The following is a 22540-nucleotide window of genomic DNA, read 5'->3' as shown; positions in this document are numbered from 1 at the left end:
ATGATCAATGATTCACGTAATGCGCTTGTCGTAGAAGGTGGTGGTATGCGTGGGGCTTTTACCTGCGGTGTACTTGATGCTTTCCTACAACAAAATTTTAACCCTTTTGATCTTTTTGTTGGGGTGTCTTCTGGTTCAACAAACCTCGCCAATTACCTTGCTCGACAACAAGGTCGCAATATCGAACTCTATTTAGACCACTCACTTCGACCTGAATTTATTCGTTATGCTCGCTTTTTTAAAGGTGGGGATTTACTGGATATGCAGTGGATGTGGAATATTGTCGAGAAAGAGAATCCTCTAGATCAACAGGCATTATTTAGTCAAAATCCTGACTTTTATATGGTTTTGACTCATGCTCGTACAGGTTATCCTGAATATTTACGTGCTGGGAAAGACAATATTATTGATGGCTTACGTGCTTCTAGTTCTATTCCCTATCTAACACGACAGGCTGTAGAAATCTTTGGAGAGCCTTATTTTGATGGTGGTGTCGCAGATGCCCTCCCTGTTCAATGGGCAGCGCAACAAGCAAATATTCAAAATCTCTTGGTGATTCGTACGCGTACACAAAATTACTTTAAAGCGAGCAGTAAAGCAGATCAATTCTTTGCAAAATATTTGCTTAATCAACATACTGGCTTTGCAGATAGTCTGAAAAACCGTTGTACTCGTTATAACCAAACAGTCGATTTTATCCGCCAAAATACTCAACAAAGAATTTTGGAAATCTGCCCACCTGACAATAAAAAGTTAGCAGGCCGTTTATGTAAAGATAAACGCAAATTGCAATATACCTATGAAGTTGGCTTAGAAAGCGGACAAAAAGCTATAGAAGACTGGAGCAACACACACAAAGGCTAAAAGCGAAGTTCCCCACAAATTAGTTTTTTAGCTTGTATTGCGTGACATATCTTTCTTGTGGAAAAGCATCCTGAGTGATGCTTTCTACTTGTACAACTTGCCCTTTGACTAAACTGATCAAAGGTGGCTGTTCAATCGTAATCCGCATGCGTTGATTGACCAGTGATTGACATCCACTGTCAGCTCTTCCATTCTTTTCAGCTTTTAATATTTTAATATACATCGTCAATTTACTTTTTTCAAACTCACCTTGTGGCCCATTGATTGCCATCGTCATGGTTGAGGTTTCTTCTAAGACTTTAACCGTTAAGAGACATTTATTGAGATAAGATGCCCAGGTCAAATTGGGCACAATAAGACCCATCATCAAAAAAATACCGAGTATTGCACTTTTCATTTACTGATCCTTTTTCCAAAACTTCCATGACTTTTCAGGGCAAGTATAAAGTTTGTCAGAAATAGGGATTTGATCATTGGTTTTGAGATCAAATACTTGAAATTGGCATTGGTTATTTTGATATTTACCTAAAATTTCATAATCGTGTCCAGCCTGTGGTCTGAACGAAGCAACAGCATCCACACATTGATCAAAAACTTGTGCTTTTGTCCGAGATGAATCAGTCGCTCCAAATACAAAACCATATAAATTCACAGGTTGGTCTGCATTTAAAATAAACTCTTTATAAGAAATCAGTTGGTAAGTTCGCATAGCATTGCTTTCAGCTTCTTTCTGAATCGCACTACGAGGCATCCCTTCTTCGATATTAAAGGTGATTCTGGCATACGCTTTTAGCGCAGATAATGCACCATTTCCACTTAAGTAATCCCGTATCCCAGCTTTTCTTCCTGCACAATCAAATGAATGTTGAATTAAAGTTTTTGTCGCACCCTTTCGATAGACCCGAATCCGTGACTGTGTCGCTGGATCATAAGTTTTTGGCTTTGTTTCTACCTGCAACTCATAGGCTAACGGTTGTTGTTTATCTGTTTCGGCTTGTGCAAATACACTGAATTGAGATACAACTCCAAATAAAAATAAAACCTGAAACTTTACCATGCCGTGCTTATATAATCTTTTCATTTTATTTTTAAAATACTAAGTATGTCTTGAAAAGACTTTACACGATGATCGGCCTGTGTCGATGTTTCTTTTTGTTGAGGATCAAATAAGATCGTTTTCATACCCAACGCTTTTGCACCGCGAATGTCTGCTATCTCATGATCGCCAACAAAAACGCAGTGCTGAGGAATAACACCGAGCTGCTGACATGCCAATTGGAAAATTTCTGGATGAGGCTTTCGCAGTCCAACAGCTTCTGACACAATCACACTCGAAAAATACTCACTTAAACCTAAGGCTTTGAAATTATCTTCCTGAAAAGGTGTCTTTCCATTAGAAATTAATCCAAGAGAAAAATTTGCCTTAAATAAGCTATAAATAACCAGATCAACATCGCTAAAGCTTCGACAAAATTTATTAAAGTCTAGAATATAATTCTCTAATAGCGCTTGTGTTGAATAGTTAGATATTTGAAACTCTTGAATAAGTTGAGCATACACCTGATCTTTCCATACAGAACCATTGTTATCCAGCTCCATAAAGCGCCGAATAAATTGTGGTTTCTGTTGTATCTCAACCAGCTCAAAGAAATTTACCTGCCAATTTAAAAAAGCCTTTAGGGAGGAGGTGCGATCAAGTAAGGTTTGATCTAAATCAAAAAGTATAACTTGAATCATCTCACCATCCTCTAAATCGAAAAGACTTGCTAAAGGATCAATAGATTATAATCATTGATTATCTATTCAATCCGATCTATCCATTGAATGCTTGTAGTGTTTCTAGGGTAATCCCTGCGCCACCACATACAATCACCAAGACCTGATCAGCGGGTTTAAATTGAATCGTCTGATCATAAAGCACTGATAACGTTGCACCACATGCCGGCTCAACCAAAATACGATGATCATCCACAAATTTTAAACAAGCATCTACAGTGTCTTGATCTGAAACTACCAAACTACGAACTTCAAGTTCTTGGCCCACTTCAAATGCATTTTGACAAACTTTTTTTGCTGCAAGTGTTGTTGCTATACCACTCACTTGATCCAATTCAACATGTTGCTTAGCGACAATCGAAGCATGTAAGGATGCTGTACCTTGGGTTTCAACCGCATAAATTGGAATATGGGCTAAACCATGTTTCTTTAATCCTGCTGCAACACCTGAAAGTAAACTTCCGCCACCCACAGATAAGACCACTGCATCTGGAGTAACCCCTTCTGCAATGACTTCATCAATCATCGGGATAATGCCTTCCCATAACAGTGGATGATCAAAAGGATGAATAAATACATCATGCTGTGTTAATAAGGACTGCGCTAAAGCATTGGCTTCAGTCCATGAAGCGCCATGTACAATAACCTCTGCCCCTTGCTGGGCAATTAATTCTCTCGCACGTTGTGCTGTGGTTTCAGGAACAACGACGGTCACTGGAACACCCAGTTGTCGACCTGTATAAGCAACAGCTAAGCCTGCATTGCCACCCGATGAACTGATAAAACGCTGGGCACCTTGTTCAAAATATTTCTGACAGGCATGGCTAATACTTCGTTGTTTAAATGATGCCGACGGTTGTAAGGCTTCCATTTTTAACCACACCTGACATTGATTCAGTTGGCTTAAAACTAAAGATTGTATTAACGGGGTTTTTATACTGAGCATGGGCAAATCGATTCTCTTGGTTTATTTCAATCTTGGCTTATTTCAATGTTGGTTTATTACAATTCATTCATTTTTTAAACTTAACCCCATATCGATATGTGGAATCTCACAATCTAAATATTCTTCACCTTGTACCTGAAAGCCTAAGTTTTCATAAAAGCGTATTGCATAGACTTGAGCAGATAATTGAAGAAATGCTCTATTTTGCTGTTTTGCAACTTGAATAATATGTTGCATGAGCAGTTTACCAATCCCCTCACCTCGATATTGTTGCAACACAGCAACTCGACCAATACTGTTATTTTCCAATAACCGCGCTGTAGCAATGGCTTGATCTTGCGCATATACAACAAAATGCAATGAAATGGCATCCTGCTCATCCCATTCATCTGCTTCACTGATGTTTTGTTCTTCGATAAAAACCATGCTTCGAATCAATTTCGCATCATGTTGAAGCTGGCTCCACGGCCCAGATTGAATGACAAATTGACTCATTATTTAAATCCTAATGGTTGAGAAATTGATCCTTCATTCTTGCAATTATGTTAATGTAATGCACAGTGACAATACGCTCACTTCCACCAACTTAACTAAACTTGTAGAATAATTATGTTTCTAAATCATAAATTTAAAGTATTTATTTATAGCGCAATTTTACTGACGACTCAAAGTATTTATGCAAAAACATCCGAGCTAGATCGTGTGAACATTATCTCAAAAAGCATGATTGGCTTATTTTCTCAAGACCCAAATCAAGATCAGCTTAATTTAAAAATGAGTGCCGCAATTGCAGGTATCTCAGAGGCTGAAGCTAAAAAAAACCGCGATGAAAGTGGCGAAAAACAAGCCACTGCATCTGAAAAGATGAAGGAAATACTCAAAGAACAATTTAATGCCAACGATTTTAAAATTGTCGCGCCAGCATTTGAACGCCAAATGAAAGCTCAAAGTGTTGCATATCAAAGCTGTAAACAGGATGGTAAAATTATTGAAAATAGTCAAAGTTTTCAAGTACCGTTAACCTGTAAAGTCCCTGTGCTTAATTTAGACAATGTCCAAATGCCTGAACGTGCTAGCAAAGAAAGTGATGCGCAATTTGCAGCTAAAGCAACAGACTTTCTGACAGAACTACTGGTTAAAGCCCCAACAGAAACATTAAAAACCAATATCTTGATTCATAAAATGGGTGAACAATTGATTCCAGAAATGGATGATCCGCAATATTTTCCAGATACTATTTCTCAAAAAACCACGGGCTCAAGCGAAGCTGAGCTTGATGAAATGAATCAGCAATAAAATAATTTATCTAAATAGTACCAAGAGAGAAAGCAGTTAAACCTGCTTTCTCTCCTCACAACGCGCTAGCACTTAGCGCCAATGTCTTGCTGGTCCCACTGATCATTCAATAATAATTCTAAGGATTGCTTTTGAATCCCATACATCTCTTTTAAAGCACGAATTTGATCTAAGACTGTTTGATCAGGTGCAGTGAAATCTTTACGCTTGGTTGCCAAAATCATTTTGTTTTTACTGGTATGTTCTAATGCCACAAATTCAAAGACTTTGGTTTCATAACCATACGCTTTCAGCAACAGAGCTCGCATGGTATCTGTCAGCATTTCAGCTTGTTGTCCTGCATGAATACCGAATTGCAACATTGGTTGTAGCACTTGCGGACTGTTCAATTGTGGGCGTAATTCTTTATGGCAACATGGTGCACACATAATCATTTGAGCGTTTAAACGGATACCTGTATGTATCGCAAAATCTGTTGCAACATCACACGCATGTAAGGCGATCATAATATCCAAATGAGATGGATGATACGTTCTCACATCACCTTGGAAAAAATCCAATTGATTAAAATCGGACTTTTGCGCAACCTCTTGGCAAAATTTCACCATTTTGTCATTCAGCTCAACACCCGTTACAAATGGGGTTTGATGTTGTTTTGCCAAATAATCATATAAAGCAAACGTTAAATAGCCTTTTCCTGAACCAAAATCGACAATTTTTAAAGCCTGCTCTTTGGTTTTTCCATCATGCACTAAAGTCTCTGACTGTTGAATATGCACTAAAGCACCTGAAAAGATTTCAACAAATTTGTTAATCTGCTTCCACTTACGTGCCATGCTTGGAATAATTTGTGCATTGGCATCGGTAATGCCGAGCGGTTGGAGAAAATAGCTTTCTTGGTCGACAAAACGATGTTTTGTACGATCATGCCCTTGTTGTTGGTTTTTAGCGGTTTTATCCAGCTTATTTTTACTGATGGTCAGCAAGGCTTTCTTTTTATTTTTCTTCAGCTGCGTTTCAGCCTCATCGGTAAATAAATTGGCTTGTTTACAATCCTCAGCCAGCCCCTGAATTGTCGTTAACGCATGGGGAAGTGGATAGTTTTTAGTAATATCATTGGTTTTATAACGATATAGACAGCTTAGAACCGTTTCATTCTGTAGCTGAATGACGCGAAAGGTCATTTTCTCTAAATCAACCAATTCTCCTTTATACTGACTTAAAATCAAACGATCTAAGCTTTGATTATCAATAGCTTGCTGTACGCTATCAAAAAATTGTTGTTCCTGAACAGATAAGCTTGCCACATTGGACATAATCAAAACTCGTATTAATTAAGTTACCTATTTTAAGACGTCTTACTTTAAAGGTAAAACTCCATTACTATACAATTGTATTTTTAGGATAATAAGGTCCAATGTCGACAGATAAATTGATTCACATCTATGCACCACAAGAAGAACGTATTAATGCATTGAGTCATGCATTTGGTGCGATTTTGGCTGCGATAGCGACTGTTTTGATGCTGATTAAAGGCAACTATCTACATGGATGGCAATTTTTTGGATTGCTTGTCTATGGTCTAAGTATGATTCTACTGTTTTCCAGTTCAGCGATTTATCATTTTTCTGTCGATGAAAAAAAACGCCAGTGGTATAAAAAGCTGGATCATACCGCGATTTATTATTTAATTGCGGGAACCTATACGCCCTTTTTGGCAATTGCCATCCCAACAGCAAAAGCACATTATTTATTGATTGCACTTTGGGTCATCGCGGCCATTGGAACACTATTCAAGTTAATATTCATTCATCGTTTTGAAAAAATTTCACTGATTGCTTATTTGGTCATGGGTTGGCTTGCCGTGCTTGTAATGGATGATATGCAACAGTATTTAAAACCAGAAGCATTAAAATTATTGGTCATTGGTGGTTTAGCATATACAATAGGCGCATTGTTTTATGCCTTAAAAAGAGTAAGATACACTCATGCTATTTGGCATATATTTGTTTTGGTCGGTGCAGGATCACATTTCCTTGCAATCTATCTTTACGTCATTTAATTCATAGACACTCAAAATTCAGTGACCCTGATGGAGTGAATTTGGGTTGATCTCGTTGTTTTTTTAAGAAATTACGCCTTTTTTAAAAAGATTACGCTTTAAAGACTCGTTTTACTTTTAAAAGTGTAAGGTTCACCATGGCGTCATTATCTACTGCTACTCCAGAAATTCAAACAAATTCAAAGACTCGTGTGCTTTTCGCAAGTCTTGTGGGTACAACAATCGAATTCTTCGATTTTTATATCTATGCAACTGCTGCAGTCCTCATTTTTCCGCATCTGTTCTTCCCTGCAAGTACAGATCCGATGACGGCAACAATTCAATCACTCGCAACATTTGCCATCGCATTTATTGCCCGCCCTATTGGCGCAGCAATCTTTGGTCACTTAGGTGATCGTATTGGTCGTAAAGCAACCCTCGTCGCGGCTTTATTGACCATGGGTGTTTCAACAGTGTGTATTGGTCTACTTCCAACCTATGCACAGATTGGTATCGTTGCACCGCTATTACTTGCACTTTGTCGTTTAGGTCAAGGCTTAGGTCTTGGTGGTGAATGGTCTGGCGCAGTCCTGCTTGCAACCGAAAATGCACCTGAAGGCAAACGTGCTTGGTATGGGATGTTCCCACAACTGGGCGCACCGATCGGTTTTATCTTGGCAACGGGTTCATTCCTTGGTCTTGGCGCATTGATGTCTGAAGCAGACTTTATGCAATGGGGCTGGCGTATTCCATTCCTTGCAAGTGCTGCATTGGTGATTGTGGGTTTATATATTCGCTTAAAATTGCATGAAACCCCAGCGTTCCAAAAAGTATTAGACAAACAAAAAGAAGTTAATGTTCCATTTAAAGAAGTTGTGACCAAACATTATAAAATGCTCTTCCTCGGCACAATTGCTGCTGTGTGTACATTCGTGGTGTTCTATCTCACAACAGTATTTGCACTCAACTGGGGAACCAAACAACTGGGTTACTCACGTGCAGAATTCTTAGAGATGCAACTGGTCGCAACACTGTGTTTTGCTGCGTTTATTCCACTTTCTGCTGTATTTGCTGAGAAGTTTGGGCGTAAAGCAACCTCTATTGGGGTATGTATTGCCTCTGCACTTTTTGGTTTAGTATTTGCTAGCATGCTTGAGTCTGGCAGTACCGTGATTGTATTCTTGTTCTTATGTGTAGGTTTAGCATTGATGGGAATGACATACGGTCCAATTGGTACAGTCTTGTCTGAGATTTTCCCAATTTCTGTACGTTATACAGGCTCTGCATTAACCTTTAACTTGGCAGGTATTTTAGGCGCATCTTTTGCACCTCTGATCGCAACTGAACTTGCAACCAAATATGGCTTACAAGCGGTGGGTTACTACTTGACAGCAGCATCCATTCTTTCACTGTTAGCATTCTTGGCCATTCGTGAAACAAAACATGATGATGTTAACAACCAAGTTTAATCACCCTCTCAATGATCAAAGCCTGCAATTTTGCAGGCTTTTTTGATTTAGCGAAATGCTAAAACTCAGGCTCAGATACAATCTCAACCAGTAGATTATTAAAAGGCTGCATAAAAGACAAATAGCTTGCATGTAATGCCATACGCGCTAAATCGGTGTTAAACGGCGTAGGATGGTAAAGCTTATCGCGCATAATCGGATGCCCAATATGTTGCATATGCACCCGTAATTGATGAGAACGTCCTGTAATCGGTGTAAGTAGCACTCGACTTACATCCTTTTCAGCATCATAGCTTACAGATTCAAATAAAGTTTGAGCGGGTTTGCCTAACTCAAAATGCACGATCTGGCGTGGACGATTTTCCCAATCGGTAATCAAAGGCACATCCACACGACCATTGCTATTGATTTGCCCTTGCACCAAAGCAATATAATTTTTTTTAACAGTTCTCGCTTGAAACATTTTACTTGCTGCAACTTCCGCATCACGATGTTTGGCGAACAACAGAATACCCGAGGTTGCCATATCCAAACGATGGGTAATCTTGGCATTTGGATATATTGCTAATACTCGAAAATAAGCGCTGTCGTGATGTTCAGGCAAACGCCCCGGAACTGAAAGTAACCCTGCGGGTTTATTGATGGCAACAAAGTCATTATCTTCAAAAATAATGTCAAGTGGATCTAAAGGAGGCTGATAAACAAAGCCATCATCAATCGGCATGTGGATCGCATATTGAGAAGAATTGCCGAAAAATAACAATAGACTAAAAAGCTGTCAAGCATGTACATGCTTTATTATTTTCAGCAATCAAAAAAACTCCAATACACAAGGATATTGAAGTTTTTAAGTCACTATACAATGCGCTTGATCTGATCAATCAAGCCTGAATATTCAATACCAACTGACGTTTCTTTACCTGTTGTCCAACTTGCCCAATAATCTCATTCACGACCCCATCAACATCAGACTTAATCTGTTGCTGAATCTTCATCGCTTCTAAAATCAACAAAGTTTGACCTTTAGTCACGGCATCACCCGCATTTACCAAGATATTGATAATTGCACCATCCATTGGTGCACGAATGTGACCATCGCCTGCGACATCGGAAGTTTCAGGTGCTGCATAGGTGATATTTTCAATGCTGATATTGCCATTTACCGCATCTAAATACAGCTGATTTCCATCTAAGACATAGTCAATCGAACGGCGTACACCATCCACCTCATAAATGAATTTTTCTGCTTGCTGTTCAATAATGCTGATCCCAAGTGTCTGCCCACAAATTTCAACGCTCACTTGGTTTTGATCACGTTTCACTAAAAGCTGTAATAACTGATCATCATGTTTGAGTTTTAAAGGTAAAGATAACGCAATTCCGGTATTCCAACTGCTTTGACTGGAAGCATTGGTCAACAGTGCCGCAGCAACAGCTAGGTGTTCTAAGCCCAAAGCCTGTTTATGTAAGCTGCCATCTGTTTGGAAATGTTCTTGAATAAAGGCAGTATTGGTGTCTCCTTTAACAATAATAGGGTGTCTTAATAAATTCACTAAAAACTGCTTATTACTATTCACCCCCAACAATACACAATCATCTACAGCACGCGCCAAGAGCCGAATGGCATCCTGACGGGTTTGACCATATGCAATGACTTTTGCCACCATTGGGTCGTAAAACGGACTAATTTCATCCTGTTGCAACAAACCATGATCAATTCGAACATTGGGTAAATCAGCAGCTTGCCAGCGCTGTATTTGACCAGTCTGTGGCAAGAAGTCTTGGCGTGGGTCTTCTGCATATAAGCGAACTTCTATCGCATGCCCTGACAAGGTCAATTCAGATTGTTGTAAGGGCAAGGTTTCACCATTGGCCACACGCAGTTGCCATTCCACCAGATCTAAACCCGTGATCAGCTCTGTTACTGGATGCTCAACTTGCAAACGTGTATTCATTTCGAGGAAATAAAACTCACCTGATTGATCCAATAGAAACTCAACCGTTCCTGCACCGACATAATCACATGATTTCGCTGCTGCAACAGCAGCCTCACCCATTTGTTGGCGTAAGTTTTCAGTCATCACTGGGCATGGAGCTTCCTCAACCACTTTTTGATGACGACGCTGTATCGAACAATCACGCTCAAATAAATACACATAATTGCCGTGGGTATCGCCAAATACCTGTATCTCAACATGGCGTGGAGCAATCACAGCTTTTTCAAGAATCAGCTCACCTGAACCAAAGGCATTTTCTGCTTCAGAGCGCGCTGTTTTTAAGGCTTCAACAATATCAGCAGATTGCTGTACCAGACGCATACCGCGCCCACCACCGCCTGCTGAAGCTTTGACCATCAGTGGATAACCAATTTTATTGGCTTGTTGTTCTAAATACTCTATATCTTGCTGATCACCTTCATAGCCTGGTACACATGGTACACCCGCCTGAATCATGGCAATTTTTGACAGGCGTTTACTGCCCATCAATTCAATTGCAGGTGCAGGTGGGCCAATAAAGGTAATTCCATTTTTCGCACAAGCTGCTGCAAAATCGGTATTTTCAGAAAGGAAGCCATAACCGGGATGAACAGCATCAGCTCCCGTTTTTTTACATGCATCGATAATATTCTGAATAGATAAATAAGACGCTGAAACTTTTGAAGCACCAATATATACAGCCTCATCTGCAAGCTGTACATGACGTGCATAACGATCTGCATCTGAATAGACAGCCACAGTCTGATAGCCCATTGCTTTTGCTGTTTTCATCACGCGAACAGCAATTTCACCACGATTCGCCACCAATATTTTTGAAAATGCCATTCTCGTTTTCCCTATTTTTGGTTTTATATTCACTTGATTATCTTGGTTGAATCACACCGATCTCAATCAAGATCAGTGATCCGCATTGTTAGACTTATGCATCAAACCAATTTGGATGACGCTTTTGGATAAAGGCCATTGTGCCTTCTATGCCTTCTTCACCACCCACAGCATTGGCAAATTGTTGTGCGGCATCATCCAATAAAGGCGTCAAAGCTTCATTTAAAGTACGGTGCAATAAAGCTTTGGTCACACGAGATGCTTGTGGGGCAGTACGTTTAATCTGCTGAATGGTTTCGATCAATAAAACTTCCAGTGCTTTTTCATTCTCAACCACTTCATGTACAACACCAACTTTCAATGCAGTATGCCCCTCAAAACGTGCGCCAAGTAAAGCCAAACGGCGCGCTTGAGTTAAGCCAATTCGCTTTACCACAAATGGGGCAATCTGGGCGGGAATAACCCCTAATCCTGTTTCAGGTAAACCAAATTTGGCATCGGCAAGACTAATTGCAATATCTGAAACACAGGCCAAGCCAAAACCACCACCCAACACCGCACCTTCTAAAACCGCAACAACGGTTTGTGGTGCTTGATCCACTTGCTCCAGCATATATCCAAATTGACGATTGAAATCAACATAAGGCTGATTAGAACCAACACTGGTAGCCTCACCACGCAGTTGTGCCATATCTTTAATGTCACCGCCTGCGCAAAAATGTCCATCTTTACCACGTAAAATGACTGCACGAATGGAGATGTCATCTTGAATCGTTTTAAACACCTGTTGAATCGCTTTGACCATATTCAAACTCATGGCATTGCGACTCTCAGGTCGATTGAGCCATAGGGTTAAAATGCTGCCCTCTTGCTCAAGCTCAATACTGCGATCAAATTGTTGTATTGTTAGAGATTGCGAAAGTGCCATATTTATTCTCCTTGTTATTGACGTTTAGATGGAAGAATATCCATCAACTTACAAATAATTCCAAGCATAATTTCATCTGCACCGCCACCAATCGAACCTAAACGGCCATCACGGTACAGCTGAGAAGCGGGGTTATCCCACATAAAACCATTTCCACCCCAGAACTGTAAGCAACTGTCTGCAACTTCTCGCGTCAAACGACCTGCTTTAAGTTTTGCCATAGAGGCAATTTCTGTTGCATTCCCGCCGTCAATGTGGATTTCACAAGCACGATAGGTTAAGGCACGTAAAGCTTCCACTTCGGTCATCAACTCCGCAAAACGAAAATGTACATATTGGTTGTTAATCAATGGTTGTCCAAAGGTGCTTCGTTCTTTGGTATATTGAATGGTTTGTTGAATCACATTTTCCAAACCACCAATTGCATTGGCAGCCGCCCACATTCGTTCTTCTTGGAACTGCATCATTTGCATCATAAAGCCCATACCTTCTGCACCCACCAAGTAGCGTTGTGGTACACGAACATTGTCAAAATAGACTTCTGCTGTCGTGGTTGAACGCATTCCCAATTTATTAAGCGGTTCAGAGAAAGAGATGCCAGCGGATTTTGCAGGAACAATAATCATGGACTTATTGACATGCGGTTTATCATCAGAGGTATTGGCCAATAAGCAAAAAAAGTCAGCTTGAAGTGAATTGGTAATCCACATTTTGCTGCCATTAATCACATAATCATCACCCTGTTTTTTTGCGGTTGTTTTGATGGCTGCGACATCTGATCCTGCATGTACTTCCGATACAGCAATCGAAGCAACATATTCACCCGCAATTGCAGGTGTTAAAAATTCATCTCGTAATTCTTGACTACCAAAGCGGGCCAAAGCTGGTGTTGCCATATCCGTTTGCACACCAATCGCCAAAGGTACTCCACCACAGGCGGCCCGTCCTAACTCTTCTGCAACCACAAGGTTATAAGAATAATCTAAGCCTAATCCGCCATTTTCTTCAGGCTTACAAATCCCCAGCAAACCTAAATCCGACAGTTTTTTAAACACATCATGAATAGGAAATCGCCCTTCAGCTTCCCATGTCGGAATATAAGGATTGAGTTCAGTCTCAACAAACTGACGTGTAGTACGGCGTAGTGCTTCATGCTCTGTGGTAAATTTCATTGTTTTTTTCCTTAAATTTAATCTTCTCTCACTCGCTTTAATAAAGCGGAGAACACCTCACTTTTAAAAGATGAGGAATAATGAGTTTCGCAAGGGTGAGTACTTTTAAAGCCTCGATACACCAAATCGTATTGGATTTAGTTTGCGATGTTCTGCTTCATAAATTGTTTCTAATAAGAAGATCAGGACTTTGCGTGTATCACGCGGGTCGATAATTCCATCATCATGCAACATGGCCGTATTAAATAAGGCGGTTGACTGCTGTTCTAATTTTGCTGCTGTACTTTGCTCTAAGAAATCCAGCATCTGCTCGTTAGGCTCCATCCCTGAAGCTTTTTGCTTTCCTTCCGCTACGATACGTAATACCTTGCCTGCCTGAGCTGAACCCATCACCGCCACATGCGAGTTTGGCCATGCAAAAATAAATTGCGGTGACAATGGACGTCCACACATCGCGTAATTGCCCGCACCATAGGAACCTGCCACAACGATAGAAATTTTCGGCACAGTGGTATTGGCAACGGCCTGAATCAATTTCGAACCATGCTTAATAATGCCGTTCTGTTCAGCATCAGTTCCGACCATAAAGCCTGTGGTGTTATGTAAAAAAAGTAATGGGCGTTTGGTCTGTTCACAGAGGTGAATGAACTGTGTAGCTTTGGTGGCGCCTTGTGGGGTAATCGGTCCGTTGTTGGTGATAATTCCGATATGTAATCCACCAATTTTTGCCCAGCCACACACGGTCAATGCATCATATTCTTGTTTTACTTCAAAGAATTCAGAGTCATCAACAATTCGTGCAATCACATCTTTCATGTCAAAAGGCTGCTTCGGACTTGCAGGAATGATCCCTAACAGCTCCTCGGCAGGATAACGTGGCTCTTTATAGCTTAAGTTTAACTTTTGAGTTTGCTCTTTCCAGTTAAGATGCTCAAAAACCTCACGGGCAATACGAATCCCATCAGCATCATTCTCGGCTAAGAATTCGGCTGTTCCAGCAACCTGTGCATGCATCTCTGCACCACCGAGTTCCTCTGCTGTTGCCACTTCTCCGGTTGCCGCCAAAAGTAAAGGTGGCCCTGCGAGTAACATCTCAGTTTGCTTACGAACTGCAATCACATAATCAGATAGACCCGGTTGATACGCTCCACCCGCTGTTGCATTGCCATGTACCACAGAGACTTGGGGTAAACCTGCGGCAGACAGTCGTGCCTGATTGGCAAAGGTCATTCCACCATAAGTAAATACTTCAGCTGCGTAATTTAAGTTGGCACCCCCACTTTCAGTGAGAGTCAACATCGGTAATTTTTGTTCAAAAGCAATCGCCTGCAAACGTAAGGTTTTTTGTACCCCCATCGGTGACATTGTTCCGCCTTTGATTGCACTGTTACTTGCTGAAATCAGACAACGAACACCGCTGACAAAACCGATCCCTGAAATAATCCCACCACCTGCATCTGACCCATCTTTGTCATCATGCATGGCATAACCCACCAAGCCACACAGTTCAACAAATGGCGAATCAGCATCAAGGGCTAAACGGACACGTTCATGCGGTAAAATTTTACCTTTCTTGTCAAACTTAGGTTTGGCTGCATAAGATTTTTCAATATTCTTATTTTGTACTGCACGCACTTCGGCAATTTGAGCAAGTAATGCCTGCTTGTTCTGTTCAAATTGCTCACTACCAACTGTAATTTCGGATTGGAGAACAGTCATGAGTTTTCCCCTGTCTGTTGGTTATTGGTTTGATCACTCAATTGTTGTTTTAATACATCTGGAATAAAGGCACGATGGAAGCCATTAAACGACTCACTATTTGAAGCATCTGCCAATGGGTACATTCGAGTACCTAAGGATGCAGCACCATCAATACGAATCGTCATGCCAGAAATAAAACCTGCGGCTTCTGAAAGTAAATAACAAATGGCAGAAGAAATTTCAGATTCCGTGCCCATCCGTTTCAATGGCACATTTCCCGCCAAACTTGGGATAATAAATTTGGCAAAATCACCGGTATAATTATCCATTCCTGAAGAAACAACCCAGCCAGGTGCAACACAATTAACACGTACGCCAGAACGTCCCCACTCCACCGCTGCTGTTTTGGTTAAATTATCTACCCCAGCACGGGCTGCACCAGAGTGTCCCATCCCCGGCATGCCACCCCACATATCAGCTGCCATATTGACAATACTGCCACCATGTTTTGCCATCCATTGGTTATAGGCTTCTTTCATTAAATAGAAGGTCGCATGCAGGTTGTTCCGCACCACTGCATCAAAACCATTGGCAGAAATCCCTTCTAAATTTGAGGGAAACTGACCGCCAGCATTATTGACAAGGCCATCGAGTCTGCCAAATTTTTCAATCACTTCAGCAATCATCTCTTTCACGTTTTGTTCTTCGCGATTATCACAAACGATAAAATGAACTTTGCCACCATCTTCGATGATTTCTTTGCTGACATTTTCCAGCTTTTCAATTTTCCGCCCTGTAATCACCACTTGAGCCCCTAAAGCAGCCAGTTCATGAGCAGTACAGCGTCCTATACCCGAACCACCACCGGTCACAATGATGACTTGGCCCTGAAAAGCATCCGATCTAAATATTGAGTGATAATGCATTTTTATATCCAAATTGTTGTCGTTTAACTTGCTTAAATACCACTCCAAGCTCCCTTTTAAAAAGCGACGAATTCCCCCTACTTTCTTAAAGAAGGATTAGAGGGACTTTAAACTCGCTGGAATTTTGACTGACATATCTAAAAGCTGCTGTGCAAAAGCTTTACCTTGTGGATCAATACGTAAACTGGCAATTCCTCCACCACCTAATGCGTTTTCCAGCATAAAATTTAAGGCATTAAATCCCGTGATTTCATAACGAATCACTTTAGACTTTTCAGGGTCTAAAACATGCTGCATATATTCTTTGACCTTTTCTTCAGTCAAATTGGCGCGAATCCAGGGTAGATATTCAGGCTGACGTGCGATCACTCCAATATTACTGTGATTGCCTTTATCACCGCTCCGAGCATGGGCAATTTCAACTAAAGGAACTTCAATCTCCTGCCCCGTAAATTGAGCAACCTCACCTACTGCAACAGCATCAAAAGATTGATCTGAGCAACCTGATGGAATCTGTATATTTTGACGCTGACCATTAATATCAATCGCAACACTTAGTTTTGATTTATCCACTAAAAATGAGAACAACTTAATCACAGGGGAAGCTTTGGGACGCCCCCCAACAATTCCAGCCAATGCAGGTGCCATTCCGGTAGATGCTTGGGCAATTTCAGAAGCAAAGAACATACATGCTTCTTTAAACATGTGCTTTACAGCGATTTTGACAACTACTTCTCGACTATTAATCTGCTGCGCATTTGCGCCATAGGTACTTTCAATACCCAATATTTCAACTGATTTTTCTGAGAATGGCGGAACTGAACGTAATGCTAAAACACGCTCACACTTATTTAATATCGCATCTGCAATAACTTGGGCTTTTTCAGGGGCTTCGCGTCCTGCAATCAGGAAGCTCACCAAAACACGATAACCATCGGGATAGGTTGCACTGACTTTATATTGTTGTGTCGGTGCTCTACCTTTTGCACCAGTCACTAAAACTCGATCCTCACCCACTTGTTCTAATTTCACTTGGCTGAAGTCAGCAGTAACATCGGGCAGTAAATACGCTTGCGGATTGCCAATTTCATAGACAACTTGTTCAGCAACAGTTGCAACCGAAACCAGTCCACCGGTTCCTTTGGGTTTAGTTACAATAAATGATGCATCTGCTTTCACCTCAACAATTGGAAACCCCATATTGTCAAAGCCTTGTACTAAGCGCCAATCCGTGAAATTGCCACCGGTACATTGTGCACCACACTCAATGATATGCCCTGCTAAAGAACCTTGGGATAGCTTGTCATAATCCTCTAAGGACCATTGATATTCATGCAACAAAGGTGCAAGCACCACAGCTGAATCCACCACTCGCCCAGTGATGACAATATCTGCACCTTGATCAAGTGCGTCTCGAATTGGAACAGCTCCTAAGTAAGCGTTACAACTGGCTAATTGGCTGGGTAAATCTTCGCCACTAAACATTTCTTTAATATTTTGTGTTTTTAATTCGGCTTGTTGTGGCAATAGGTCATCTCCTAATACCACTGCAATTTTTAAATCCAATCCTTGTGCTGCAAGCACTTTCTGTAAGGCATCACGACATGCCAATGGATTGACACCACCAGCATTGCTAATCACTTTTATTTTTTTATCACTGATTTTTTTAAGCAGCGGTGTCATCACCCGACTGACAAAATCCAAAGCATAACCATGTTCTGGATTGGTCATCATCGCTTTTGCCATGATAGACATGGTAATTTCTGAAAGGTAATCAAAAACCAAATAATTGATGTCAGATAAATGTACCAACTGAAATGCTGCAGTATTGGTGTCCCCCCAGAAACCTGAAGCACATCCAATTTTTACAATACGCTGATCTTCCATTTTCACACCTATCTTGTTTTCATTGTTCTGAATAAAATTTATACTCCAATCTACCAAGCAAGCGCTTGGTTTGTAAAGAGCAAAATGTTATCCTGAATTGGCAAATGTGTTAAAACGCGTTTCTAACAATGAATAATTTGCTTAACTTTATGGAAAAAATGATCCGATGATTGCTCACTCAATCGATGATATCCAACCAATCGCATGTTTTGATGACAGCCCTAAAGGTCGTTTATTACTTGGTGCTGCCTATTTATTTCATAAGCAAGGTTATGCCAAAACCACAGTTCGTGAGTTAGCAAATTTTATTGGAATTCAATCAGGTAGTTTGTTTCATCATTTTAAAAGCAAGGATGATATTCTTGCCCATGTCATGCATGAAACCATTATTTACAATCATGCCCGTATGCTTGATGCGATCCAAAAATCGGATGATGCTGAACAACAGTTAAAACACTTAATCAAAGCTGAGTTAATTTCGATTACGGGAGATACGGGTTCAGCCATGGCTGTTTTAGTTTATGAATGGTTTGCATTGTCAAAACAACGGCAAGAAGAACTCCTTAAACTGCGAAATGATTATGAGGATATCTGGTTCGCTGTGATTGAAAAATTACGTGACCTCGGTAAAGTTCAGCATGATGCTTTTATTTGGCGCCGTTTGCTGGGCGGTGCGATTGCTTGGACCGTCACTTGGTATAATCCCAATGGTAAAATGAGCTTAGATGAACTGACTGAAATCGTTTTGGAAATGGCTTTGAAATGAGCACAGTTTATCTTCGCAAGCCCAACATTTCAGATCTTGAAGAAATCGAAAAGGCCTATAAAAAAAGCCAAATACTTCATCATCCTTGGACATATCCTCCTAATGATTTTCAACATTACCTACAACAAGAAGGCAGATATTTCCTTTGTCTGACTGAAACCCATCAAATTATAGGTACCTTTAACATTTCCAATATCATTCGCGGTTATTTTCATTCTGCTTATTTAGGTTATGAGGTTTTTGAGCCTTTTCAAGGACATGGCTACATGCGTTTAGGCATCAATTTATTGTTGAATGAAGCATTCCATGTTTTAAATTTGCATCGTTTAGAGGCAAATATACAACCTGAGAATACTGCTTCCATTCGCCTTGTTGCGGGTGCTGGCTTTATTCAGGAAGGCTTTTCTCGACAATATTTGCGGATTGGTGGTCAGCAATGGATGGATCATCAACGTTGGGCGATAATTAATGAGGATTGGGCCGAAGATTGACAAGCAATGGTTAATTTCTCAGCTTCACTTGTTCTAAGTTCTATAGAACCAAAATAACTTAACATTTGCTTGCATGATAAAACAGACAGAAATAATTTATAAAATATACCCTCAACGGTACATTATAGCTTCGGCAATTAACGCATTAGCTCAACGTTTCAATTTACCCACTGATCCTTATATGCAAGATTGGCAATACGAAGTTGCAGATCCCAGTCGTATTGATGAATTTATGCATGCTTATCTTTCAAATGAACTTAACGATGACGAAAAATTTGCACTTATGGAAACACTTTTACAATCGTTTGAGGAATCATCGAAAATACTAGGCTCAGATCGACAATGGATGACGATTCTTCAAATTTTACAAGACAATCTAGACATTCATGCAACGACCATTTGTTATTGGGCATGTGGAAATTCAGCTTACAATCTTTGTTGGAGAATAACGCCATATCTACGTAAAATTAAACTTCGGAATCATCTAAAAATCACACAATAAGAGCAGCATTAGATTTAGGCATTGAGTTGTTCTAAAAGTGAAAACTTTTGAGAAGTTACAACAATTTTTCTCAACTTTAAGTACCTTGATCTTCCCGCTCAAGCAAAAAACTATCTTCAAACTCAAACACAGCCTCTTGCATAATTTTCCAAGGATTATTTAAAGGTAATAGCAAAACACCATTACCAAAGTGTTTAACCACAACTGCTTTGCCTTTAAAATGAAATGCCGTAGGTAAAAGAACGGCCTGACTCTGTCCTGATTGAAAAGTCTTTGTTACTTTCATAAGAACTCCTTAAGTTGATAATAACCAATAGGTCTATAGCGCACCTATGGTTATTTTTTACAGAAAGCAGCATTGTAAGCTTTTATCACTTAAAAATGCCTCATTAAAACCCCAACTGCTTACTAATCAAATCTTTCATGATTTCCTCAGCACCACCACCAATCATATTTACTTTGACTTCACGATAAATACGCTCAGATTTAGTCCCTCGCATAAAGCCCATCCCCCCCAAGGTTTGCACTGCAGCATCTGCACAGAACTGCATAGTTTGGGTTGCGACATTTTTTGACATACAAATTTGGGCAATTAAATCACTGCCCTGTAGTTCAACTTGCCCCATACGATAAGCAGTATCTTCCAATAATGCGCGTGTTGAGGTTAAACGCGTCGCCATATCAACTAACTTATGACGTACTACTTGATGATCAACTAAGCGTTTTCCAAAAGTCTTACGCGCTTTAGACCATTCTAAAGCCTCTTGATAACAGACCAAGGCATAACCATAGGCCATAGAAGCCAACCAAAAGCGTTCCATATTGAAGTTTTTCATAATGACCTTAAACCCAGCATTTTCTTCACCAAGAAGATTTTCGACAGGAACTTTGACTTGGTCAAAATGCAAATGAGCAGTATCCGATGCCCACCAGCCCATTTTTTTTAAAGGTGATTTAGTAATGCCAGAACTGTGTGCATCAACCAATAACATCGAAATACCATTTGCACCTTTATTTTCAGGATCGGTTCTCACTGCAACCGTATAATAATCTGCGCGCATACCTGAAGTAATAAAGGTTTTTTCACCACTCACCAAATAAAAATCACCTTCGCGGATTGCTTTGGTTTGTAGTGCAGCAACATCAGAACCGCCGCTTGGTTCGGTAATCGCAAGTGCAGAAATTTTTTCACCTGAAATAATTTGTGGCATCACCTTGTCACGAATATGTGGCTGGGCAAAATGATGAATGGGAGGTGTACCTATGGTATGAATCATCAAAGAAATATGTACACCACCAGAGCCAGCTTTGGCTGTTTCAACTGCTGCTAAGAACACATGAAATGCATCTGCATCTGAGATTCCCCCATGCTCATCATCAAAGCCTAAGCCCAATAGACCAATTGCAGCAGCCTTTTGATAAAGCGCACGAGGAAAAGTTTCAGCCTCATCCCATTCATTCACAAAAGGAGAAATCTCTTTTTCAACAAATTTCTTCACACTCTCTGCAAATACACGATGCTCAGCGGTGTAGTAAATCGGGTTATTTAAATGATCCATATCTTGTTGTTCCCTGCTTATTTTTATTGCGATTTATTGTGTACAGTTCTAGTTTAATCCATTCTCGATATTCTAATAGCCCAATTGACGACTCGCGAGGTCTTTCATAATTTCTTCTGCCCCACCACCAATCATATTGACTTTAACATCACGGTAAATCCGTTCAGACTTGGTACCTCGCATAAAGCCCATGCCCCCTAAAGTTTGTACAGCTGCATCTGCACAAAACTGCATGGTTTGAGTGGCCACATTTTTAAGCATACAGATTTGTGCAATTAACTCATTGCCCTGCATTTCAGGCTTCCCTAAGCGATAAGCAGTATCCTCCAACAAAGCAAGTGTTGTGGTTAAGCGAGTCGCCATATCAACTAATTTATGCCGAACCACTTGATGATCAACTAAACGTTTACCAAAGGTTTTTCGTTCTCGTGCCCATTCCAATGCTTCTTCATAACAGGTTAATGCAAAACCATAACTACTGGCAGCAAGGAAAAAACGCTCCATATTGAAGTTATTCATAATCACAAGGAAACCCATATTTTCTGCCCCCAACAAATTGCTTGCAGGAACACGAACCTGATCAAAATGGAGATGAGCCGTATCCGAAGCCCACCATCCCATTTTATCGAGTTTTGATTTGCTTATGCCGTCACTATGAGCATCAATCAATAACATCGAGATACCATTCGGGCCTTTAGCATCAGGATCTGTACGTACCGCAACGGTATAATAATCCGCACGAATGCCCGATGTAATAAAGGTTTTTTCACCACTAACAATATAGTCTTGACCATCCCTTACAGCTTTGGTTTTAAGTGCTGCCACATCAGAACCACCCGTAGGTTCAGTAATCGCCAACGCTGAAACTTTTTCACCTGCCAAGATTTGAGTCAGTACAGTTTGTTTAATCTCATCTGAAGCAAAATGGTTGATTGGAGGTGCGCCAATCGAATGTGACAATAAGGAAGCACATAGACCACCTGAACCTGTTTTGGCTAACTCAATCGAAGACAACAACACATGAAAAGCATCGGTTTCTGGAATTCCCCCATAGTTTTCGTCAAAACCTATCCCCAATAAGCCAATATCTGCGGCTTTTTTATAAAGTTCTTTTGGAAAGGTTTCTGCCTCTTCCCATTGATTGATATGTGGCATTAATTCTTTTTGAACAAACTTTCGAATGGAATCTGCAAATGCAAAATGCTGATCTGTATAGTAAATTGGATTATGCTTCATCTTGATTTGCTTCCCAGCATTATTTTGAAAAACTTATACTGACAGATTTTATTTAATTTAAAGTTGCAGAAACGATCAATTTGTATTTAAAAACATGTCATTTTTGATCAAAACTCTTATATTAATTTCAGATTCATGCTCAAAAATCCGTTACACTG

23 protein-coding genes are annotated in these 22540 nt (G+C 40.3%); 7 read left to right on the top strand and 16 right to left on the bottom strand.

The window, feature by feature from the left end; translation table 11 throughout:
* Positions 1 to 864 (top strand): patatin-like phospholipase family protein, encoded by an 864-nt coding sequence (locus AC2G3J_RS02950; protein WP_419360683.1) that lies wholly within the window; start codon positions 1 to 3, stop codon positions 862 to 864.
* 19 nt (positions 865 to 883) lie between these two features.
* Here the strand turns inward: AC2G3J_RS02950 and AC2G3J_RS02945 are convergent, their stop codons facing one another.
* From AC2G3J_RS02945 to AC2G3J_RS02925, 5 genes are all read right to left on the bottom strand, one after another.
* Positions 884 to 1261: a hypothetical protein gene (locus AC2G3J_RS02945; protein ID WP_336954320.1), complete on the bottom strand. Its 378-nt coding sequence runs from the start codon at positions 1259 to 1261 to the stop codon at positions 884 to 886.
* Positions 1262 to 1945, bottom strand: coding sequence for a hypothetical protein (locus AC2G3J_RS02940; protein WP_336954319.1), 684 nt, complete (start codon positions 1943 to 1945; stop codon positions 1262 to 1264). It abuts the gene before it with no gap.
* Positions 1942 to 2601: an HAD family hydrolase gene (locus tag AC2G3J_RS02935; protein WP_419360636.1), complete on the bottom strand. Its 660-nt coding sequence runs from the start codon at positions 2599 to 2601 to the stop codon at positions 1942 to 1944. Before AC2G3J_RS02935 ends, AC2G3J_RS02940 begins: the two co-directional genes overlap by 4 nt.
* Positions 2602 to 2677: 76 nt before the next feature.
* The gene (locus AC2G3J_RS02930) at positions 2678 to 3586 is read right to left on the bottom strand and encodes a pyridoxal-phosphate dependent enzyme (protein WP_336954317.1); all 909 of its coding nucleotides are present in this window, start codon (positions 3584 to 3586) and stop codon (positions 2678 to 2680) included.
* A 63-nt stretch (positions 3587 to 3649) separates the two neighbouring features.
* Positions 3650 to 4081 carry a GNAT family N-acetyltransferase gene (locus tag AC2G3J_RS02925; RefSeq protein ID WP_483770636.1) on the bottom strand — a complete coding sequence of 144 codons (432 nt, stop codon included), beginning with the start codon at positions 4079 to 4081 and terminating at the stop codon, positions 3650 to 3652.
* Between the two features lie 114 nt (positions 4082 to 4195).
* Between AC2G3J_RS02925 and AC2G3J_RS02920 the strand changes: the two genes are divergently transcribed.
* Positions 4196 to 4882: a hypothetical protein gene (locus AC2G3J_RS02920; protein ID WP_419360631.1), complete on the top strand. Its 687-nt coding sequence runs from the start codon at positions 4196 to 4198 to the stop codon at positions 4880 to 4882.
* Between the two features lie 65 nt (positions 4883 to 4947).
* Here the strand turns inward: AC2G3J_RS02920 and AC2G3J_RS02915 are convergent, their stop codons facing one another.
* The gene (locus tag AC2G3J_RS02915) at positions 4948 to 6198 is read right to left on the bottom strand and encodes a class I SAM-dependent methyltransferase (protein ID WP_419360629.1); all 1251 of its coding nucleotides are present in this window, start codon (positions 6196 to 6198) and stop codon (positions 4948 to 4950) included.
* A gap of 101 nt (positions 6199 to 6299) precedes the next feature.
* On the opposite strand from AC2G3J_RS02915, the gene trhA reads away from it, so the two are divergent.
* Together trhA and AC2G3J_RS02905 are read left to right on the top strand one after the other, a co-directional pair.
* Positions 6300 to 6944: a PAQR family membrane homeostasis protein TrhA gene (trhA, locus tag AC2G3J_RS02910; RefSeq protein ID WP_151957606.1), complete on the top strand. Its 645-nt coding sequence runs from the start codon at positions 6300 to 6302 to the stop codon at positions 6942 to 6944.
* 137 nt (positions 6945 to 7081) lie between these two features.
* Complete coding sequence (locus tag AC2G3J_RS02905) at positions 7082 to 8392, top strand: MFS transporter (RefSeq protein WP_004817867.1); 1311 nt, start codon at positions 7082 to 7084, stop codon at positions 8390 to 8392.
* A 58-nt stretch (positions 8393 to 8450) separates the two neighbouring features.
* Here AC2G3J_RS02905 and AC2G3J_RS02900 read toward each other — a convergent pair whose 3' ends face one another.
* The 7 genes from AC2G3J_RS02900 to AC2G3J_RS02870 all read right to left on the bottom strand — a co-directional run bounded on the left by AC2G3J_RS02900 (position 8451) and on the right by AC2G3J_RS02870 (position 17828).
* Positions 8451 to 9116 carry an RluA family pseudouridine synthase gene (locus AC2G3J_RS02900; RefSeq protein WP_336954310.1) on the bottom strand — a complete coding sequence of 222 codons (666 nt, stop codon included), beginning with the start codon at positions 9114 to 9116 and terminating at the stop codon, positions 8451 to 8453.
* Positions 9117 to 9273: 157 nt separating this feature from the next.
* Positions 9274 to 11214 carry an acetyl/propionyl/methylcrotonyl-CoA carboxylase subunit alpha gene (locus AC2G3J_RS02895; RefSeq protein ID WP_483770635.1) on the bottom strand — a complete coding sequence of 647 codons (1941 nt, stop codon included), beginning with the start codon at positions 11212 to 11214 and terminating at the stop codon, positions 9274 to 9276.
* Between the two features lie 94 nt (positions 11215 to 11308).
* On the bottom strand, positions 11309 to 12142 hold the full coding sequence (locus AC2G3J_RS02890) for an enoyl-CoA hydratase/isomerase family protein (RefSeq protein ID WP_483770634.1): 834 nt from the start codon (positions 12140 to 12142) through the stop codon (positions 11309 to 11311).
* Between the two features lie 14 nt (positions 12143 to 12156).
* Positions 12157 to 13314 carry an acyl-CoA dehydrogenase family protein gene (locus AC2G3J_RS02885; RefSeq protein ID WP_004817872.1) on the bottom strand — a complete coding sequence of 386 codons (1158 nt, stop codon included), beginning with the start codon at positions 13312 to 13314 and terminating at the stop codon, positions 12157 to 12159.
* Positions 13315 to 13419: 105 nt separating this feature from the next.
* Positions 13420 to 15033 carry an acyl-CoA carboxylase subunit beta gene (locus AC2G3J_RS02880; protein WP_483770633.1) on the bottom strand — a complete coding sequence of 538 codons (1614 nt, stop codon included), beginning with the start codon at positions 15031 to 15033 and terminating at the stop codon, positions 13420 to 13422.
* Positions 15030 to 15941 (bottom strand): SDR family oxidoreductase, encoded by a 912-nt coding sequence (locus AC2G3J_RS02875; protein WP_483770632.1) that lies wholly within the window; start codon positions 15939 to 15941, stop codon positions 15030 to 15032. Before AC2G3J_RS02875 ends, AC2G3J_RS02880 begins: the two co-directional genes overlap by 4 nt.
* Before the next feature lie 96 nt (positions 15942 to 16037).
* Positions 16038 to 17828 carry an acyclic terpene utilization AtuA family protein gene (locus AC2G3J_RS02870; protein ID WP_336954301.1) on the bottom strand — a complete coding sequence of 597 codons (1791 nt, stop codon included), beginning with the start codon at positions 17826 to 17828 and terminating at the stop codon, positions 16038 to 16040.
* Positions 17829 to 17994: 166 nt separating this feature from the next.
* On the opposite strand from AC2G3J_RS02870, the gene AC2G3J_RS02865 reads away from it, so the two are divergent.
* The 3 genes from AC2G3J_RS02865 to AC2G3J_RS02855 all read left to right on the top strand — a co-directional run bounded on the left by AC2G3J_RS02865 (position 17995) and on the right by AC2G3J_RS02855 (position 19587).
* A complete protein-coding gene (locus AC2G3J_RS02865) occupies positions 17995 to 18594 on the top strand; it encodes a TetR/AcrR family transcriptional regulator (protein WP_336954300.1) in 600 nt (199 codons plus the stop codon).
* Complete coding sequence (locus tag AC2G3J_RS02860; protein ID WP_419360618.1) at positions 18591 to 19085, top strand: GNAT family N-acetyltransferase; 495 nt, start codon at positions 18591 to 18593, stop codon at positions 19083 to 19085. The genes AC2G3J_RS02865 and AC2G3J_RS02860 overlap by 4 nt, the downstream gene beginning before the upstream one ends.
* Before the next feature lie 181 nt (positions 19086 to 19266).
* Positions 19267 to 19587 (top strand): hypothetical protein, encoded by a 321-nt coding sequence (locus tag AC2G3J_RS02855; protein WP_336954298.1) that lies wholly within the window; start codon positions 19267 to 19269, stop codon positions 19585 to 19587.
* Between the two features lie 76 nt (positions 19588 to 19663).
* Here AC2G3J_RS02855 and AC2G3J_RS02850 read toward each other — a convergent pair whose 3' ends face one another.
* The 3 genes from AC2G3J_RS02850 to AC2G3J_RS02840 all read right to left on the bottom strand — a co-directional run bounded on the left by AC2G3J_RS02850 (position 19664) and on the right by AC2G3J_RS02840 (position 22382).
* Entirely contained in the window at positions 19664 to 19873 is a 210-nt protein-coding gene (locus AC2G3J_RS02850; protein WP_336954297.1) for an antitoxin, read from the bottom strand.
* A 103-nt stretch (positions 19874 to 19976) separates the two neighbouring features.
* Positions 19977 to 21146 carry an acyl-CoA dehydrogenase family protein gene (locus tag AC2G3J_RS02845; protein WP_483770631.1) on the bottom strand — a complete coding sequence of 390 codons (1170 nt, stop codon included), beginning with the start codon at positions 21144 to 21146 and terminating at the stop codon, positions 19977 to 19979.
* Between the two features lie 72 nt (positions 21147 to 21218).
* Complete coding sequence (locus tag AC2G3J_RS02840; RefSeq protein WP_336954295.1) at positions 21219 to 22382, bottom strand: acyl-CoA dehydrogenase family protein; 1164 nt, start codon at positions 22380 to 22382, stop codon at positions 21219 to 21221.
* Between the last annotated feature and the right edge of the window lie 158 nt (positions 22383 to 22540).

The sequence above is a fragment of the Acinetobacter legionensis genome (genome assembly GCF_057165765.1).
Note: the sequence above shows the minus strand (reverse complement) of the source record. Positions and strands in the feature narration are given on the sequence as shown.